The organism is Aestuariicoccus sp. MJ-SS9 (genome assembly GCF_032586235.1).
In the GTDB taxonomy this organism is placed as follows: domain Bacteria; phylum Pseudomonadota; class Alphaproteobacteria; order Rhodobacterales; family Rhodobacteraceae; genus Aestuariicoccus.
Genome location: NZ_JAWHTD010000036.1, coordinates 1 through 17,091 on the forward strand (window position 1 = coordinate 1; position 17,091 = coordinate 17,091).

The following is a 17,091-nucleotide window of genomic DNA, read 5'->3' on the forward strand; positions in this document are numbered from 1 at the left end:
CTCGGCGACACCTCAACACTCGCCGAACCCGAAGTCGTCGACGACCTCATCGAAAACAGAATGAACAAGGGGTGAGCGTCATGGATGGCTCGAAAACCCCCGCTGCAGCCCCGGTTCTGATCCTTCTCGGCCCTCCGGGGGCCGGGAAAGGCACGCAGGCCCGGATGCTCGAGGACAGCTTCGGCCTCGTGCAGCTGTCGACCGGCGATCTGCTACGCACGGCCGTCAAGGCCGGCACGCCCGCCGGCAAGGCCGCCAAGGCCGTGATGGAAGCGGGCGATCTGGTCAGCGACGACATCGTCATCGCCATCCTGCGCGACCGCCTGGCCGAGCCGGACACCGCGAAGGGCGTCATCCTCGACGGCTTTCCGCGAACAGGCGCGCAGGCCGAGGCGCTGGATGCGCTGCTGGCCGAGAATCGGCAGCGGATCAACGCCGCAATCAGCCTCGAGGTCGACGACGCCGCGATGGTCACGCGCATTTCGGGCCGCTTCACCTGCGGCGGCTGCGGCGAGGGCTATCACGACAGCTTCAAGCCCACCGCCAAGGACGGCATCTGCGACAAATGCGGCGGCACCGACATGCAGCGGCGCGCCGACGACACCGCGGAAACCGTCGCCAGCCGGCTCGAGGCCTATCACGCGCAAACCGCGCCGCTGATCGCACATTACGACCAACAAGGCGCGCTTATCCGCATCGACGCGATGGGCGCGATTGACGACATCGCGGGCCAGTTGGCCGCGATCGCAACACGGGTGACGGCCTGACACCGCCCCCGCAAGGGCCCGCAAGCCCTTGATAACCCAAGAGGAGGAACCGCAATGGCGGATCAAACATCACAAGGCGCGGAGGCGCGCCAGAAGTCGGACACGGCTTACTGGGCGGCCAATGTGCGCATCATCCTGGTCAGCCTCGTCATCTGGGCGCTGGTCAGTTTCGGCTTTGGCATCCTGCTGCGCCCGATGCTGAGCGGCATCGGCGTCGGCGGCACCGACCTGGGCTTCTGGTTCGCGCAGCAAGGCTCGATCATCGTCTTCCTGGCGCTGATCTTTTTCTACGCCTGGCGGATGAACAGGCTCGACCGTGAATTCGGCGTCGAGGAGGAATAAATCATGGATCAGTTTACCATCAACCTGCTCTTTGTGGGCGCGTCCTTCGCGCTCTACATCGGCATCGCGATCTGGGCCCGCGCGGGCTCGACGTCGGAATTCTACGCCGCCGGGCGCGGCGTGCATCCCGTCACCAACGGCATGGCCACGGCGGCGGACTGGATGTCGGCGGCCTCGTTCATCTCGATGGCGGGTCTCATCGCCTTTACCGGCTATGACAACTCGACCTTCCTGATGGGCTGGACCGGCGGTTATGTGCTGCTGGCGCTGCTGCTGGCGCCCTACCTGCGCAAGTTCGGCAAGTTCACCGTTTCCGAATTCATCGGCGACCGGTTCTACAGCCCGACCGCGCGTCTGGTGGCCGTGATCTGCCTGATCGTGGCATCGACCACCTATGTGATCGGCCAGATGACCGGCGTGGGCGTGGCCTTTGGCCGCTTTCTCGAGGTCAGCAACACCACGGGTCTGCTGATCGGCGCCTGTGTGGTCTTTGCCTATGCGGTCTTCGGCGGCATGAAGGGCGTGACCTACACCCAGGTGGCGCAATACGTCGTGCTGATCATGGCCTACACCATCCCGGCCGTGTTCATCTCGCTGCAGCTGACGGGCAATCCGATCCCGGCGCTCGGGCTGTTCGGCGATCACACCGCCAGCGGCATGCCGCTGCTGGAAAAGCTCGACCAGATCGTGCGCGAGCTGGGCTTTAATGAATACACCGCCCATCACGGCGACACGTTCAACATGGTGCTCTTCACCCTGTCGCTGATGATCGGCACCGCCGGTCTGCCGCACGTGATCATGCGCTTCTTCACCGTGCCGCGCGTGGCTGACGCACGCTGGTCGGCGGGCTGGGCGCTGGTCTTCATCGCGCTGCTTTACCTGACGGCCCCGGCCGTGGGTGCGATGGCGCGGCTGAACATCACCGACATGTTCTGGCCCAACGGCACCGACGCCGAGGCGGTTTCGGTCGAGATGATCGAAAGCGACCCGCGTTACGACTGGATGGCCACCTGGCAGCAGACCGGCCTTCTGGGCTGGGAAGACAAGAACGGCGACGGCCGGATCCAGTACTACAACGACGCCTCGCCTGCGATGCAGGAAAAGGCGGCGGCGAACGGCTGGGAAGGCAACGAGCTGACCAACTTCAACCGCGACATCCTGGTGCTGGCCAACCCCGAGATCGCCAACCTGCCCGCATGGGTGATCGGTCTGGTGGCGGCGGGCGGCCTTGCGGCGGCGCTGTCGACGGCGGCGGGCCTCTTGCTGGCGATCTCGTCGGCGGTCAGCCACGACCTGATGAAAGGGCAACTGACCCCGAACATCAGCGAAAAAGGCGAGCTGATGTCGGCGCGTGTCGCCATGGCCGTGGCCATCGCGGTGGCGACCTATCTGGGCCTCAACCCTCCGGGCTTTGCGGCGCAGACGGTGGCCTTGGCCTTTGGCCTCGCGGCGGCCTCGATCTTCCCGGCGCTGATGATGGGCATCTTTACCAAGGTGAACAACAAGGGCGCCGTGGCAGGCATGGTGTCGGGTCTGGTGGTGACGCTGATCTACATCTTCCTGCACAAAGGCTGGTTCTTCATCCCCGACACCAACAGCTTTACCGACGCCGATCCGCTGCTTGGCACGATCAAGTCGACAAGCTTTGGTGCGGTCGGTGCGGCGATCAACTTTGCGGTGGCCTTCACCGTGTCGAAGATGACCGAAGCGCTGCCCAAGGACATCGAAGAGCTTGTGGAAAGCGTGCGCATCCCCCGGGGCGCAGGCGTGGCGCAGGATCACTGATCCTGCCCGACGAAGGCCGGGGCCGTGCCGCACAACACGGCCCCCCCTTCCACAGCGTCCCCGCCCGGTCTATCCCGGTGGGGACGTTTTCTTTTGGAAACCAAGGTTTGACCATGCCCATTGCCATTGACGCGTTGCAGACATTCCTGGCGGCCGTGCATCCCTACGACACCCTGACCGCCGACGAGATCGAGGCGTTGGCGCACGCCTTCCGCCCGCAGGCGATGAAGGCCGGAGAGACGGTCTACCGGCTGGGCGAGCCTTTGCAGGGGCTTTACCTGATCCACGACGGGCAGGTCGCGGTGCGCGACGAAAACGACGTGCAGATCTCGGCGCTGGGGCCGCGCAATTCGTTCGGCGAACGCGGGCTCGCGCGCGACGGCATCGCCGTGACCAGCGCCAGCACGGTGACCGACAGCCTGCTCTTGGTGCTGCCCCGCGCCGATTTCCTGCGGCTGGTCGAAACCAAGCCCGACGTCGCGCGCTTTTTCGACCGCAGCCGCCAGCCGCGTCCGAAACGCAGCGATCTGGCCACCAGCCGGGTCGAGACGCTGATGACCGGCGACCCGCTGGCCTGCGCGCCCGAAACGCCCGTGCAGGACGCCGCCGCCGCGATGCGCGACGCGCATGTCTCGTCGATCTGCGTGACCGACGCGGGTGCCCTGCGCGGCATCCTGACGATCCGCGATCTGTCCTCCAAGGTGGTGGCCGCCGCCCTGCCCGTCACCACCCCGGTGTCGCAGGTCATGACCGGCGATCCGGTCAGCCTGCCGCCCTCGGCCATCGGGTCGGACGTGCTGCACATGATGATGGAGCGGCGCATCGGCCATATTCCGGTGACCGAGGGCGACCGACTGGTCGGCATCGTCACCCAGACCGATTTGACGCGGTTCCAGGCGCTCAGTTCCGCCGACATCGTGCGCGACGTGGCCCACGCCGGCAGCATCGCCGACATGGCCGCCGCCACGGCCCGCATTCCGCAGCTGCTGGTGCAGCTGGTGGCCGGCGGCAACCGGCACGAGGTCGTGACCCGCCTGATCACCGACGTGGCCGACACCGCCACCCGCCGCCTGCTGAGCATGGCCGAGGACACGCTCGGGCCGCCGCCCGTGCCCTATCTGTGGCTCGCCTGCGGCAGCCAGGGGCGGCAGGAACAGACCGGCGTCAGCGACCAGGACAATTGCCTCTTTCTCGACGACGCAGCGACCGAGGCCGACATGGCCTATTTCCACGCCCTCGCCACCTTCGTCAGCGACGGTCTGAACGCCTGCGGCTATGTCTATTGCCCGGGCGACATGATGGCCACGAACCCCAAGTGGTGCCAGCCCGTGCGCGTCTGGCGGCAGTATTTCGCCTCGTGGATCGCCGCACCGGGGCCCGAGGCGCAGATGCTGGCCTCGGTCATGTTCGACCTGCGGCCCATCGGCGGCACGCCGTCGCTCTTCGAGGATCTGCAGCGCGACACGCTGGCGCTGGCCGCGCGCAATTCGATCTTCGTGGCGCATCTGGCGTCGAACGCGCTCAAGCACACGCCGCCCTTGGGGCTGCTTCGCGGCTTCGCCACGATCCGGTCGGGCGAGCACAAGAACCGGCTCGATCTGAAGCACAACGGCGTGGTGCCGGTGGTCGATCTGGCGCGGGTCTATGCGCTGCAGGGCAAGCTTGCGCCGGTCAACACCCGCGCCCGGATCGAGGCAGCGATGGCCCAGGGCGTGCTCAGCGCCACCGGCGGGCAGGATCTGCTGGATGCCTACGACCTGATCGCCGAAACCCGGCTCGAACATCAGGCCCGCCAGATCCGGGCGGGCCGGAAGGTCGACAATTTTCTGGCGCCCACCGATCTTTCGGATTTCGAGCGAAGCCACCTGCGCAACGCCTTCGTCGTGGTAAAGTCGCTGCAATCGGCGCTTGGCCATGGCCGGGGCGCGCTGGGATAGCCCGCCACAGCCCAAGGGAGGAAAACGGATGTTTCTCGAACTCATAGCCGTTCTGGTCGCGGGGTTCGCCGGGGCCGGCGTGATGCTGCTGCTGGGCAAGCTCACGGGCGGCCGCCTGCCGCGCTGGATGGTGCCGGTGGGCGCCGGGCTGACGATGCTGGGCACCGCGATTTCGTCGGAATACGGCTGGTACGGGCGCACCACGGCCGCCCTGCCCGAGGGGCTGGTGGTGGCCGACACCGTCGACAGCCGCGCCTTCTGGCGGCCCTGGACCTATGTCGTGCCGATGACCGACCGCTTCGTCGCGGTCGACACCGGCAACATCGTGCGCAACACCGAGACCGATGGGCTCTATCTGGCCGAGGTGTTCTTTTTCGGGCGCTGGCAGCCGGTGCAATCGGTGCAGATCATGGTCGACTGCCCCGGCGGGCGGCGCGCGGACCCGGCGCTGGGGGACGGATCGCCCCCGGTCTGGCGCGACGTGGGCACCGACGACCCGCTGGTCGCCACGCTCTGCGGCGCGGTCTGAGCGATGTCGGGCCTCAGCCTCCGCCTGCGCGTCTTTCTCTTCTTCGCGCTTCTGGCGCTCGGCGCTTCGGCGCTGGTGCTGGGGGCGCTGTGGTTCGGGCACGCGCGGTCCGCCGTCACCAGCGTCGCCGACGGCTTCGTCACGGCGGCGATCCTGTCCACGCTGGGGATCGTGGGGCTGAGCGCCGGGATCTGGCTGCTCTTCGACGAGAACGTCGCCAAGCCCATCGACCGGCTGGCCGCCGCCATGCGCGCGGGCGCACATGCGGGCGTCGATCCGGCGCTCGACACCCAATCCGCGCGCTATCTGGGCGATCTGGCCCCGGCGGCGGACGCCGTCACCCGCAAGGCCGCCGATGCCGCGATGGCCACCGCCCAGCGTGTGGCGACCGAAACCGCCCGCCTGCGCGAGGAACAGGCGCGCCTCACCGCCCTTCTGACCGAAATCCCGGTGGCCACGATCCTGGCCAACCCGCAGGGGCAGATCGTGCTTTACGACGGGCAGGCCGCCGAGGTGCTGGCCCAGCAGGGCGTGCCCCGGCTGAACGCGCCGCTGACCGATTACTTCGCGCCCGCCGCGCTGACCCAGGCGCGCCGCAAGATGGAGCGCAGCGGCCACGAGGTGGCCTTCCAGGCGCTGGGGGCCGAGGCCGACACCGCCTATGACGCGCGGCTGAAACCGCTGGATGCGGGCAGCTTTCTGATGATCATCGACACCGCCGAGGCGCGCATTGCCGCCGATGCCGCGCGCCCGCTGGTCTACGATTTCGCCCTGCTCGACCGGGCCGCCCCGGCGGATGTGCGCGACACGCCGCTGGATCAGCTCTGCTTTTGCGTGTTCGACACCGAAACCACCGGGCTCTTGCCGCACAAGGACGCCATCGTGCAAATCGGCGCTTTGCGCGTGGTCAACGGCCGGATCGTGCCCGGCGAAGAGATCGACCAGCTGGTCGATCCCCGCCGCCCGATCCCGCCCGCCTCGACGAAGGTGCATGGCGTGTCCGACGCCATGGTTGTGGGCAAGCCGGGCATCGAAGAGGCCGGGCGCAAGCTGCACCGCTTTGCCCGGGACGCTGTGATCGTCGCCCATAACGCGCCCTTCGACATGGCCTTTCTGCGCCGCGACGCCGAGGCGATGGGCGTGGCCTGGGATCACCCGATCCTCGATACGGTGCTGCTTTCGGCCGTGGCCTTCGGCGCGCATGAGACCCACACGCTGGATGCGCTCTGCGACAGGCTGCGGATCGAGATCCCCGAGCGGCTGCGCCACACGGCGCTTGGCGATGCCCGCGCCACCGCCGAGGCGCTGGTGCATCTGATTCCGATCCTGCAGGGGCGCGGGCTGACCACCTTCGGCCAGTTGCTGGAGGAAACCCGCAAACATGGCCGGCTGCTGGAAGACCTGAACTGACCGCGTTACGCGGGCCGCGCTTGGGCGCGCGTCTGCGGCCCTCCGATCTCTGCCACGGCCCGTTGCAGTGCCGCGTCGTCCAGCCGCTCGACCGGCAGCGCGGCCAGCGCCGCCACGCGAAAGGACAGAGCGTCATACAGCGCGCCCAGCCGCGACAGCCCCGCGATCACACCACCACTGGCAACCGGATCAGGCAGAGCCCAATGCACCACCACCGGCCCCGGCTGCGGGACCGGGCATGGCGCGCGGGTCAGCCGGATGATCAGATCGGGCGCCGCGGCAAGCCCCAGCCGCGCCGGATCGTGCCCGCGCGCCTGAAGCAGCTGATCGGCCAGCGGATCGCGACGCGGCGGATGCACTCCGCCCGAGGCGGCGACAAAGCGCGGCCGCCCGATCCGGTTCAGCTGCGCCGCCGCAAAGCGCGACCGCGCGCCGCCGTCGCGGCAGACGAAAAGCGTGCGCAGCGGCAAGGCGCGCGCGCCAGCCGCCGCCCCGCCGCGAACCCCGTCCAGCAGATCGTCCAGCGCGCCGGGCCGCGCCGCATAGAGCCGCGATGTGCCTGCGCAATGCTGCGTGACCAGCCCCGCATCGCAAAGTCGCGCCAGATAGGCCGACAAGGTCGACGGCCGGATCCCCAGCGCCTGCGACAGCGCCCCCGCCGCAACGGGATCGCCCCCCGAGGCACAAAGATACCGCCACACCGCAAGCCGCTGCGGATGCCCGAGCGCCGCAAGAGAGCAAACCAGCCGATCCATCCACAGGAAATACCCGGCAAGCGCTTGCCGTTCGGTTAACGAAAGCGCTGTCAGGCTTGAAACACGGCGCGGGAAAAGCGATGTAAGACAAGGACTTTTTACAAAAGGACCGGCAGAATGGCGCTGCCCGTGCTGGAACAGTTGAAATACTGGGGCGTGGCCCTGGCGGTGTTTGCCGTGACGCTCTGGTTTCTGGGCGATGTTCTCTTGCCGTTCGTGCTGGGCGGAGCCATCGCCTATTTCCTCGATCCGGTGGCCGACCGGCTGGAGCGTATGGGCCTGTCGCGGGGCGCCGCGACCGGCGTCATCACCATCGCGGCGATCGTCATTTTCGTGATCATGGCGCTGTCGGTGGTGCCGGCGCTGATCCAGCAGACGCTGCAATTGTTCAACACCGCGCCGCAGCTCTTCCGCGATCTGCAGGCCTTTCTGACCGAAAGCTTCCCGTCGGTCATGGTCGAGGACAGCGCGGTGCGCCAAACGCTTGTCGGCATCGGCGACACCATCCGCGAGCGCGGCGGCCAATTGCTGGAAACCGCGCTCAACTCGGCCGCGTCGCTGATCAACATCGTCCTTTTGTTTGTCATCGTGCCGGTGGTGGCGGTCTACCTGCTGCTCGACTGGGACAACATGACCGCCCGCATCGACGAGCTTTTGCCCCGCGATCACGCGCCCACCATCCGCATCCTCGCGACCGAGATCGACCGGACGCTGGCCGGGTTCATCCGGGGCATGGGGTCGGTCTGCCTGATCCTGGGCACCTATTACGCGCTCGCGCTCTGGCTGGTGGGGCTGCAATTCGGGCTGGTTGTGGGGGTCGTCGCGGGCATCCTGACCTTCATCCCCTACGTCGGGGCGATTGTCGGCGGGGCGCTGGCCATCGGCCTGGCGCTCTTTCAGTTCTGGGGCGACTGGGGTTGGATCGTGGCCGTGGCGGTGATCTTTCAGATCGGGCAGTTGCTCGAGGGCAATGTGCTGACGCCCAAGCTGGTGGGAAACTCGGTCGGCCTGCATCCGGTCTGGCTGATCCTGGCGCTGTCGGTTTTCGGGTCGCTCTTCGGCTTTGTGGGGATGCTGGTGGCGGTGCCTCTGGCGGCCTCGCTGGGGGTGTTGATCCGGTTCCTGATCCGGCAATATCGGGACAGCCGCCTCTATCGCGGCCTCACCGACCAGAACCGGGAATGACGTCATGAGCCGCCAGCTGGCCCTTCCGCTGAAAGTCCGCCCCGCGCTGGGGCGCGGCGACTTTTTCGTCGCCCCGCCCAATGCGGTCGCGGTGGCGCTGATCGACGGCTGGCGCGACTGGCCGGGCGGCAAGCTCTTGCTCTGCGGCCCCGTCGGGTCGGGCAAGACCCATCTGGCGCATGTCTGGTCGGCCGAAAGCTTTGCACGGATCGTTCCGGCGCGCCGGCTGGCCCAGGCGGATATCCCGGCGCTGGCGCAGGGCCATGTCTGCGTCGAAGACGTGCAGGCCATCGCCGGCCAGCCCGAGGCGGAAAACGCGCTTTTTCATCTTCACAACCTGGTTCTGGCCAACGGCAACGCACTTTTGCTGACCGCCGACACGCCGCCCGCGCAATGGCCGCTGACCCTGCCCGATCTGAAAAGCCGGATGATGGGCACCCCGCTGGCGCGGCTCGAGCCGCCGGACGACGAGCTGCTGTCGGTCGTGCTGGCCAAGCTGTTCGCCGATCAACAGATCGTGCCGGCGGCCAATGTGATCCCCTATCTGGTGCGCCATATGCCGCGCTCGTTCGACATGGCCGGGCGCATGGTGGCGGCGCTCGATGCCGCGGCGCTGGCCGGGTCGCGCCGGATCAGCCGGGATCTGGCCCGCGAGGTGTTGGCGCACGAGGAACAATACGTCGAGACGACGGTGTCTCCCCTGCGGCGCTCGCCGCCCGGAGAACCGGCATGACCCAGGCCGATTTCCTCGCCTCCGAACCGCCCGAACCGGTTGCACTGCCCGATCTGGACCAGAGCGGGCCGGGCCGGTTCCTTAACCGCGAGCTCAGCTGGCTGGGCTTTAACTGGCGCGTGGTCGAAGAGGCCGAGAACCCGCGTGTGCCGCTTCTGGAACGGTTGCGGTTCCTGTCGATCTCGGCCTCCAACCTCGACGAATTCTACACCGTGCGCGTCGCCGGTCTGCGCGAGCTGGCCAAGGAAGGCAACGCCACCCCCGCCGCCGACGGGCTGAGCCCGGCCGAACAGCTTGTCCTGATCGACGAAAACGCCCGCCGCCTGCTCGCCCGCCAGCAAGAGGTGCTGGCCAGTCTGCGCACCGAGATGGAGGCGCAGAACATCACCATCGTCCGGCGCGACGGGCTGACCGACGACGATATCGCCTTTCTCGAAGAGGCGTTCCTGGCCCAGGTCTTTCCGGTGCTGTCGCCGCTCGCCATCGACCCGGCGCATCCGTTCCCCTTCATCGCCAACATGGGCTATTGCCTGGCGCTGCAGCTGGAACGGCGGCGCGACCGGAAACCCTTGCAGGCGGTGCTGCCGATCCCGGCGCAGATCAGCCGCTTCATGTCCCTGCCCGCCCCCGAGGGCAGCCTGCGCTACATCTTTCTCGAGGACGTGCTGCTCTTGCATATCGACAGCCTGTTCCCGGGCTACGAGGTCAAGAACCACTTCGGCTTCCGCGTTCTGCGCGACAGCGATCTGGAGGTCGAGGAAGAGGCCGAGGATCTGGTGCGCGAATTCGAGGTCGCGCTGAAACGCCGCCGCCGGGGCGAGGTCGTGCGGCTGACCATCACGACGGGCGCACCCAAGGCGCTGCGCGGCGTGGTGATGCGCGAATTGCACGTCGCCGACAACGAGGTGGTCGAACTGGACGGCATGATCGGCATCGCCGACCTGTCGGAACTGGTGACCGACGCGCGGCCCGATCTGCTCTGGCCCACGTTCATGCCGCGTGTGCCGGAACGAGTGCAGGACCACGAGGGCGACATGTTCGCGGCGATCCGCCAGAAGGACATGCTGCTGCACCACCCCTACGAGACCTTCGACATGGTGGTCCGGTTCCTGGCGCAGGCCGCGCGGGATCCGGATGTGGTGGCGATCAAGCAGACGCTCTACCGCACCTCGCGCAACTCGCCCATCGTCGACGCGCTTTGCGAGGCCGCCGAGGACGGCAAATCCGTCACCGCGCTGGTCGAGCTGAAGGCCCGTTTCGACGAGGCCGCCAACATCCGCCAGTCGCGGCGGCTGGAACGGTCGGGCGCGCATGTAGTCTATGGCTTTCTCGACTGGAAGACCCACGCCAAGATCAGCACCGTTGTGCGCCGCGAGGGCGACAAGCTGGTGACCTACACCCATTTCGGCACCGGCAATTACCACCCGATCACCGCGCGCATCTATACCGACCTGTCGCTTTTCACCTGCGACGCGGCGCTGGGGCGGGACGCGACCAAGGTGTTCAACTACCTGTCGGGCTATGCCCATCCCGAGAGGCTCGAAAACCTGGCGATCTCGCCGCACAACCTCAAATCGAGGATGCTCGAGATGATCGCCGCCGAGGCGGAACACGCGCGGAACGGCAAGCCCGCGCAGATCTGGCTCAAGATGAATTCGCTGATCGAGCCCGACATGATCGACGCGCTTTACGCCGCAAGTGCCGCGGGCGTGCGGATCGACGCGGTGGTGCGCGGCATCTGCGGGCTGCGCGCGGGCGTCAAGGGGCTGTCCGAGAACATCCGCGTCAAATCCATCGTCGGCCGGTTTCTGGAACATTCGCGCATCATCTGCTTTGGCAACGGCCACGGCCTGCCGCACAAGAAGGCGCGCGTCTTCATCAGCTCGGCCGACTGGATGGGCCGCAACCTCAACCGCCGGGTCGAGACGCTGATCGAGGCGACGAACCCAACCGTCAAGGCACAGATCGTCAGCCAGATCATGGCCGCGAACCTCGCCGACACGGCACAAAGCTGGGTGATGGAGGCCAACGGCGACTTTGTCCGCCACCCGATGCCCGAAGGCGCGTTTTCGTTCAACTGCCACCGGTTCTTTATGGAGAACCCGTCGCTTTCGGGGCGCGGATCGGCGGGCGCATCGGACGTGCCGCAGCTGACCCATACCGACGACGGCTGATCCGCCCGATCCTTCGGCACCGCCCGGCCGGTGACGCGAATCGCCGCACTCGTCCCGGCCAATGGGTTGACCTGCCCGGCGGCCTTGCCCAAGGTGCCCACGCAACGCGAGACCCAAGGTGGTTTATGGACGGACAACCGGACCCGGCAACACCAGAGTGGGAGCCTTTCGGCAGGCCGCTTTTCGAAGATCCCCGTGCGCGTGCGCTTAGCCGCGTGGGAGTGGTGGATATCGGATCGAACTCGGTCCGGCTGGTGGTCTTCGACGGCGCGGCGCGCAGCCCGGCGTATTTCTACAACGAAAAGATCATGTGCGCGCTTGGCGCGGGCATGGCCGAAAGCGGCAAGCTGAACCCCGAAGGCAAGGTCCGCGCTTTGGCCGCTCTGAAGCGCTTTCAACTGCTGGCCAAGGGGATGGGCATTCCCGCGCTGACCGCCGTGGCCACCGCCGCCATGCGCGAGGCCAGCGACGGCCCCGCCTTCCGCCAGCAAATCCAGGACGAATGCGGGCTCAAGGTCTGGGTCATCGACGGAGAGGAAGAGGCGCGGCTTTCGGCGCAGGGCGTGTTGCTGGGATGGCCGGGCAGCTTTGGCCTGGTCTGCGACATCGGCGGATCGTCGATGGAGCTGGCGGAAATCTCGGGCGGGCGCGTGGGCAAGCGCATGACCTCGGCGCTGGGGCCGCTCAAGCTCAAGGACCTGCCGGGCGGGCGCAAGGGCCGCGAAAGACACATCAAGACCGTGATGCAGGATCTGGCCGCGTCCATGGGCGCGCAGCGCGACCGGCTCTTTCTGGTGGGCGGCAGCTGGCGCGCCATCGCGCGGGTCGACATGGAACGCCGGGGCTATCCGCTTCATGTGCTGCACGAATACCGCATGACGGCGAAAAGCGTGGCCGCCACGGTCGAGTTCATCCGCAATTCCGATCTGGAGGAACTGCGCGCGGCCTGCAGTATCTCGAATGCGCGGATGTCGCTGGTGCCCTATGCCGCCGAGGTGCTCAAGCGGCTGGTGCAGACCTTCAAACCCAAGGATATCGCAATTTCCAGCTATGGTATCCGCGAAGGTCTGCTTTACGAACAGATGCCGCAAATCCTGCGCGACCGCGATCCGCTGATCGAATCCTGCCGCTTCGCCGAGTCCAAGGACGCCCGCATGCCCGGCTTCGGCAAGACGCTTTACAGGTTCGTCCATCCGCTCTTTGCCAATGTCCCCGAACCGCGGCAGCGCCTGATCAAGGCCGCCTGTCTTTTGCATGACGTCAGCTGGCGCGCGCATCCCGACTACCGCGCCGAGACCTGTTTCGACAACGCCACCCGCGCCAATCTGGGCGGGCTCAAGCACGGCGAGCGGGTCTATCTGGGGCTGGCGCTGCTGCACCGCTACCGCAACAAGCGCGAGGGCACGCGGTTCGAAGAGCTCTACGACCTGCTCGACGCGCCCGAACAGCGCGAGGCCGAGGTTCTGGGGAAGGCGATGCGCTTTGGCGCGATGCTGTGGATGACCGAGGCGACGAAGGGCGGTGCCGCGCTTAGCTGGCAACCCAAGAAGCGCATCCTGCAGCTCAGCTTGCGCGAGGACGCGCTTGCCCTGTTCGGAGAAGTGGCCGAAGCGCGCTTCAAGTCGCTTGCCAGCGCGCTCGAGGCCACGACCGACGTCAAGGTGATCTGACCGCGCTTACTGCGCCTGGATCGATTCGAGGTAATAGACCAGCGACAGGATGCGCCCACGCACGAACAATTCGCGCGCTTCGGGAAGCTCGGACGATTCCTCGGCCGCCATGGCGGAGACCGTGTAGCGATCGCCCCAGAGCGGCATTTCGCTGCCATGCGCGCGAATGATCTCGCGCCCGTCGATCATCCACAGAACGTATTCGAAGGGGAAAGTGCCATCGCCCTTGTCCCGCGCAAGGTGGGTCAGGTCGGGGGTGTGCATGTCCAGAACCCCGGCCAGCGGGCCGTCGCCCTTGCCCGATTCCCCGTGGCATCCGGCACAGGCCACCATGTATTCGGCGCGCCCCGCGTCTTCCTGCGCCCAGGCCGCGCCTGCGAACGCACCGGCCAACAATGCCGCGCTCAGAATGGATTTGATCATCGCTCTGTCCTCCCTAGCGACCGGCCGTTGGAAATAACCGGCCATGGATCGAAAGGGTAAACCCGGCGTCGGGTGGCGCATTGATCTGTGTCAGACAACGGCGCGGGGCGGCTAAAGCTCGATCGCGCCTTCGTCGGCGGGGGTTTTGGGCACCTTGCGGCGCAGGATGATGTCGCCGTTGGGCAGCATTTCCGGCGGCTCGTAGGCCGACCAATCCTCGACCTCGGCCATCAGCTCGCGCAGCGCCGGGCCCATGTACTCGACGAAATCCTGCAAGGCGGGCTCCATTTCCTGGGCCAGGTCCTGCAAATCCTTCAGCGCCGGTTCGACCTCGTCCATCAGCCCGCGAAAGAAGAGCTTGGCCCCTTCCTCCATCAGGCTCAGCCCGTCGCCTTCGGCCTCCTGCGCGGCGGCGGGGGTGGCGATGCCAAGGGTCAGGATCAGGGCGATCATGCGTTTCATGGCATGAATATAGGCGCGGCGCGGCCGCTTGATAAGGGTCAGATGTCGATGTCGAGCGTGACCGGGAAATGATCCGAGGCGGTCAGCAGGGCCTCGCGCAGCTCTGGTGTCGACCAGCAGTGCGGGTCGTCGAAAGGATGCCAGATGCGCCAGACCGGGCCCCGCGCCGCAAGATCGGGCGACACCATCACGTAGTCCAGCATCGCCTGCATGAACTTTTTCTCGTGGTTGAGATAGAATCGCGCCGTGGTGGGCTTTGGCCCCCGCTTGGCGTAGAGCGACTGTTCGGCATGCGGGTCGAAGAGCCGCGGGCCGCCGTCGCCCAGCACGATCTCGACCGAACTGCGTCCGAAGAGGTGTTCGTATTCGTCCAGCCCCGGACCGTCGTTCAGATCTCCGGCGACGATAACGGCTTCGCCCGCCGCCATAAGCTGCTCGATCCGGCGGCGCAGCCAGATCGCCTGGGCCAGTTGCTTGCGCCGGTTGGCGATCGACAGGCGCATGATCTGGTCGCGGGTCGAGGCCCCGTGCGGCGCCTTGGATTTCAGATGCGCCCCGATCAGCCGCAGGTCGGTGCCCTGCGCCGTGCGCAGGGCAACCTCTAGCGGTGGCTTGGAAAACTGGACCTTGTCCTCGGTCGCGTCGATGTCGAGGTCGATCCTGAGCACCCCGTCAAAGCGCGGGGCCGCATCGCTTTCGACCGGATCGTGCCGCGCCGTGACCCGGTCGGGATCGTAGAGCAGCGCGATTTCCTGCTGGGTGTCGTTGACGAATCCCATGGTCACCGCCCGCGCGCGCAGATCGAAGGCCTCGGCAAAGGTTTCCAGCGCCGAGGTTGTCGAGCGGCGGCGATGGCTGTCGGGCGCCTCGATCACCAGCACCGCGTCGGCGTCGAGGGCGGTAAAGACGATCCCCAGCGCCTCGATCTGCTGGGCGCGCGTCACGTCGTAACGCGCCGACCATGCGTCATCCATCAAGAGCGCGCCGCTGTCGTCGAAGAGCGCGTCGAACCATTCGACGTTATAGGTGGCGATCCGCATCACGCGTCCGCGCGGGCGACGATCTCTTCCCAGGCGCGGTTGATGTCGATAAGCCGCTTTTCCGACATCCGCACCGCCTCTGCGGGTAGGCCGCGGGCGATCATGACATCGGGATGGCTGTCGCGCACCAGTTGGCGCCAGACCTTGCGGATTTCCTCGACCGGCATGTCCGGATCGACGCCCAGCACCGCGAAGGGATCGGGGGATGCATCGGGCACGAAGCGCGCGCGCAGGCGCTGGAACGAGGTGTCGCGAATCCCGAAGATCTCTGCCACGCGGCCCAGAAAGGCGTCCTCTTTGGGGTGGTAGGTGCCGTCGGCCATCGCGATGTGAAAGAGCCCCTCGAGCAGGTCGCAGAGCGTGCCTTCGTCGGTGCCGAACATGGCGCGGATGCGGGCGGCGTATTCCTCGAACCCGGCCACGTCCTGGCGGGCGAGGTTGAACACCCGCGCCGCACCGGCCTCGTCCTCGGCACGGATGTGGAACACCTCGCGGAAGGCCATGACCTCGTCGCGGGTGACCAGACCGTCGGCCTTGGCCATCTTGGCGCTGAGCCCGATCACCGCGATGGTGAACGCGACCGAACGCTCGGGCGGGGTGCGCAAACGGTCGAAAACCGCCGTCAGCCCCTCGCCCGAGGTCAGCGCGGAAAGCGCCTGGGTTATGCGTGTCCAGATCGACATGGGGCAAGGTTACTGCACCGCAGCGCGAATGTCCCTGCGACAGGTCACAGCATTTTCTGCATCAGCACCAGATCCATCCAGCGCCCGAACTTGAAGCCCACCTCGGGCAGGCGCGCGATTTCTTTGAACCCCAGGCGTTCGTGAAAGGCCACCCCTTCGGGATTTTCGCCGCTGACCCCGCCGATCAGCGAGTGGATCCCTGCGTCGCGCGCAACCGCCTCAAGCGCGGTCATCAGCGCACGCCCGGCGCCCTGCCCCCGCGCCTCGGGCGCGAGCATGACGGAGTGTTCCATCGTCCGGGCATAGCCGGGCCCGCCGCGAAACGGGAAATACGTGGCGAAGCCTATCGCCGTGCCGTCCGTCTCGGCGACCTGAAAGGCCGCGCCGCGCGCCGCGACATCCGCGGCGATCCCGGCCTCGGTCTTGGGCGCGGTGGTAAAGGTGATCGCGGTGTCGTCGATGATCGGGTTCCAGATCGCGGCGATCGCCGCCGCATCACCGGCCCGCGCGGGCCGGACGATCATGTCAGCACGCGCGGCCCGCGCGCCGTGTTCAGCGTGGCGCGCAGATCGGGGCTGTCGGCAACCGTAAACCTGACGCGCGCGTCGCTGAAATGCGGCGCGAGCCGGGCCGCGAGCTGATCCGCCGCAGGGTGCAGCACCTCGAGCGTTTGCAGCCGGCAGCCCTGCGACGGCAGCGCCTTGCCCGGCGGCACCGAGCCGTGCCACTGGATCAGCGCCGGAAAGAGCCCGTCAAAGGCCAGGCGACCGTCCTCGGGCACCGCCATGGTCCAGCGCAGATCGCCGCGCTGCAGCTCAATCGGCGACCCGGCCTCGGGGAAAACCGCGAGCGCGGCCGCCATATCGGGCACCGCGCAGATCCACTTGTCGAGCCGCGCGGGGCCGCGAAAGTCGTCCATGCCGAACCAGCGCGGGCGGTCCGGCGGAGGCGCCGCGGGGTCGATGGCGATGGCCTCAAGGTAAATCCCGCCGCCCAGTCCGATGACGCGGTTGTGCGTGCCGAAGCGCTGATGCTTGCCGCCCGGCTGCAAGGGCACGCCCAGCGCGGCCTCGGCATGAGCGACCGCCTCTTCCAGCGTTTCGCCCAGCACCGCGATATGATCGAGTGTCAGCATCCCCATGGTCCGTCGTGTTCCAACCATTGGCACGATAAGACAGGGTCCGGGACTTGAAAAG

General features: G+C 67.2%; 17 protein-coding genes. 10 read left to right on the forward strand and 7 right to left on the reverse strand.

What is annotated here, in order from left to right:
* The first annotated feature begins 80 nt into the window (after nucleotides 1-80).
* The 6 genes from RXV88_RS18285 to RXV88_RS18310 all read left to right on the forward strand — a co-directional run bounded on the left by RXV88_RS18285 (nucleotide 81) and on the right by RXV88_RS18310 (nucleotide 6,770).
* Nucleotides 81-767: an adenylate kinase gene (locus tag RXV88_RS18285; RefSeq protein ID WP_316294941.1), complete on the forward strand. Its 687-nt coding sequence runs from the start codon at nucleotides 81-83 to the stop codon at nucleotides 765-767.
* 54 nt (nucleotides 768-821) lie between these two features.
* On the forward strand, nucleotides 822-1,109 hold the full coding sequence (locus tag RXV88_RS18290) for a DUF4212 domain-containing protein (RefSeq protein ID WP_316294942.1): 288 nt from the start codon (nucleotides 822-824) through the stop codon (nucleotides 1,107-1,109).
* Between the two features lie 3 nt (nucleotides 1,110-1,112).
* Nucleotides 1,113-2,894: a sodium:solute symporter family protein gene (locus RXV88_RS18295; RefSeq protein ID WP_316294943.1), complete on the forward strand. Its 1,782-nt coding sequence runs from the start codon at nucleotides 1,113-1,115 to the stop codon at nucleotides 2,892-2,894.
* Between the two features lie 113 nt (nucleotides 2,895-3,007).
* Nucleotides 3,008-4,831: a DUF294 nucleotidyltransferase-like domain-containing protein gene (locus RXV88_RS18300; RefSeq protein WP_316294944.1), complete on the forward strand. Its 1,824-nt coding sequence runs from the start codon at nucleotides 3,008-3,010 to the stop codon at nucleotides 4,829-4,831.
* 28 nt (nucleotides 4,832-4,859) lie between these two features.
* On the forward strand, nucleotides 4,860-5,360 hold the full coding sequence (locus tag RXV88_RS18305; protein ID WP_316294945.1) for a hypothetical protein: 501 nt from the start codon (nucleotides 4,860-4,862) through the stop codon (nucleotides 5,358-5,360).
* Nucleotides 5,361-5,363: 3 nt separating this feature from the next.
* Nucleotides 5,364-6,770, forward strand: coding sequence for a 3'-5' exonuclease (locus RXV88_RS18310; RefSeq protein WP_316294946.1), 1,407 nt, complete (start codon nucleotides 5,364-5,366; stop codon nucleotides 6,768-6,770).
* Nucleotides 6,771-6,775: 5 nt separating this feature from the next.
* Here the strand turns inward: RXV88_RS18310 and RXV88_RS18315 are convergent, their stop codons facing one another.
* Nucleotides 6,776-7,525, reverse strand: coding sequence for a helix-turn-helix domain-containing protein (locus RXV88_RS18315; RefSeq protein WP_316294947.1), 750 nt, complete (start codon nucleotides 7,523-7,525; stop codon nucleotides 6,776-6,778).
* A gap of 117 nt (nucleotides 7,526-7,642) precedes the next feature.
* Here RXV88_RS18315 and RXV88_RS18320 point away from each other — a divergent pair, with 117 nt between their 5' ends.
* The 4 genes from RXV88_RS18320 (at nucleotide 7,643) to RXV88_RS18335 (ending at nucleotide 13,287) form a co-directional block, all read left to right on the forward strand.
* The gene (locus RXV88_RS18320) at nucleotides 7,643-8,710 is read left to right on the forward strand and encodes an AI-2E family transporter (RefSeq protein ID WP_316294948.1); all 1,068 of its coding nucleotides are present in this window, start codon (nucleotides 7,643-7,645) and stop codon (nucleotides 8,708-8,710) included.
* Nucleotides 8,711-8,714: 4 nt separating this feature from the next.
* Nucleotides 8,715-9,443: a DnaA ATPase domain-containing protein gene (locus RXV88_RS18325; protein ID WP_316294949.1), complete on the forward strand. Its 729-nt coding sequence runs from the start codon at nucleotides 8,715-8,717 to the stop codon at nucleotides 9,441-9,443.
* Entirely contained in the window at nucleotides 9,440-11,617 is a 2,178-nt protein-coding gene (locus tag RXV88_RS18330; RefSeq protein ID WP_316294950.1) for an RNA degradosome polyphosphate kinase, read from the forward strand. The genes RXV88_RS18325 and RXV88_RS18330 overlap by 4 nt, the downstream gene beginning before the upstream one ends.
* 125 nt (nucleotides 11,618-11,742) lie before the next feature.
* Entirely contained in the window at nucleotides 11,743-13,287 is a 1,545-nt protein-coding gene (locus tag RXV88_RS18335) for a Ppx/GppA family phosphatase (RefSeq protein ID WP_316294951.1), read from the forward strand.
* Between the two features lie 6 nt (nucleotides 13,288-13,293).
* Here RXV88_RS18335 and RXV88_RS18340 read toward each other — a convergent pair whose 3' ends face one another.
* From RXV88_RS18340 to RXV88_RS18365, 6 genes are all read right to left on the reverse strand, one after another.
* Entirely contained in the window at nucleotides 13,294-13,710 is a 417-nt protein-coding gene (locus tag RXV88_RS18340; protein WP_316294952.1) for a c-type cytochrome, read from the reverse strand.
* A gap of 111 nt (nucleotides 13,711-13,821) precedes the next feature.
* Nucleotides 13,822-14,172 carry a hypothetical protein gene (locus RXV88_RS18345; protein WP_316294953.1) on the reverse strand — a complete coding sequence of 117 codons (351 nt, stop codon included), beginning with the start codon at nucleotides 14,170-14,172 and terminating at the stop codon, nucleotides 13,822-13,824.
* A 38-nt stretch (nucleotides 14,173-14,210) separates the two neighbouring features.
* Nucleotides 14,211-15,212 (reverse strand): endonuclease/exonuclease/phosphatase family protein, encoded by a 1,002-nt coding sequence (locus RXV88_RS18350; RefSeq protein ID WP_316294954.1) that lies wholly within the window; start codon nucleotides 15,210-15,212, stop codon nucleotides 14,211-14,213.
* The gene (locus RXV88_RS18355) at nucleotides 15,212-15,895 is read right to left on the reverse strand and encodes a molecular chaperone DjiA (RefSeq protein ID WP_316294955.1); all 684 of its coding nucleotides are present in this window, start codon (nucleotides 15,893-15,895) and stop codon (nucleotides 15,212-15,214) included. Before RXV88_RS18355 ends, RXV88_RS18350 begins: the two co-directional genes overlap by 1 nt.
* Before the next feature lie 44 nt (nucleotides 15,896-15,939).
* Nucleotides 15,940-16,419: an N-acetyltransferase family protein gene (locus tag RXV88_RS18360; protein WP_316294956.1), complete on the reverse strand. Its 480-nt coding sequence runs from the start codon at nucleotides 16,417-16,419 to the stop codon at nucleotides 15,940-15,942.
* Nucleotides 16,416-17,030: a VOC family protein gene (locus RXV88_RS18365; RefSeq protein ID WP_316294957.1), complete on the reverse strand. Its 615-nt coding sequence runs from the start codon at nucleotides 17,028-17,030 to the stop codon at nucleotides 16,416-16,418. The genes RXV88_RS18360 and RXV88_RS18365 overlap by 4 nt, the downstream gene beginning before the upstream one ends.
* Nucleotides 17,031-17,091: the final 61 nt, after the last annotated feature.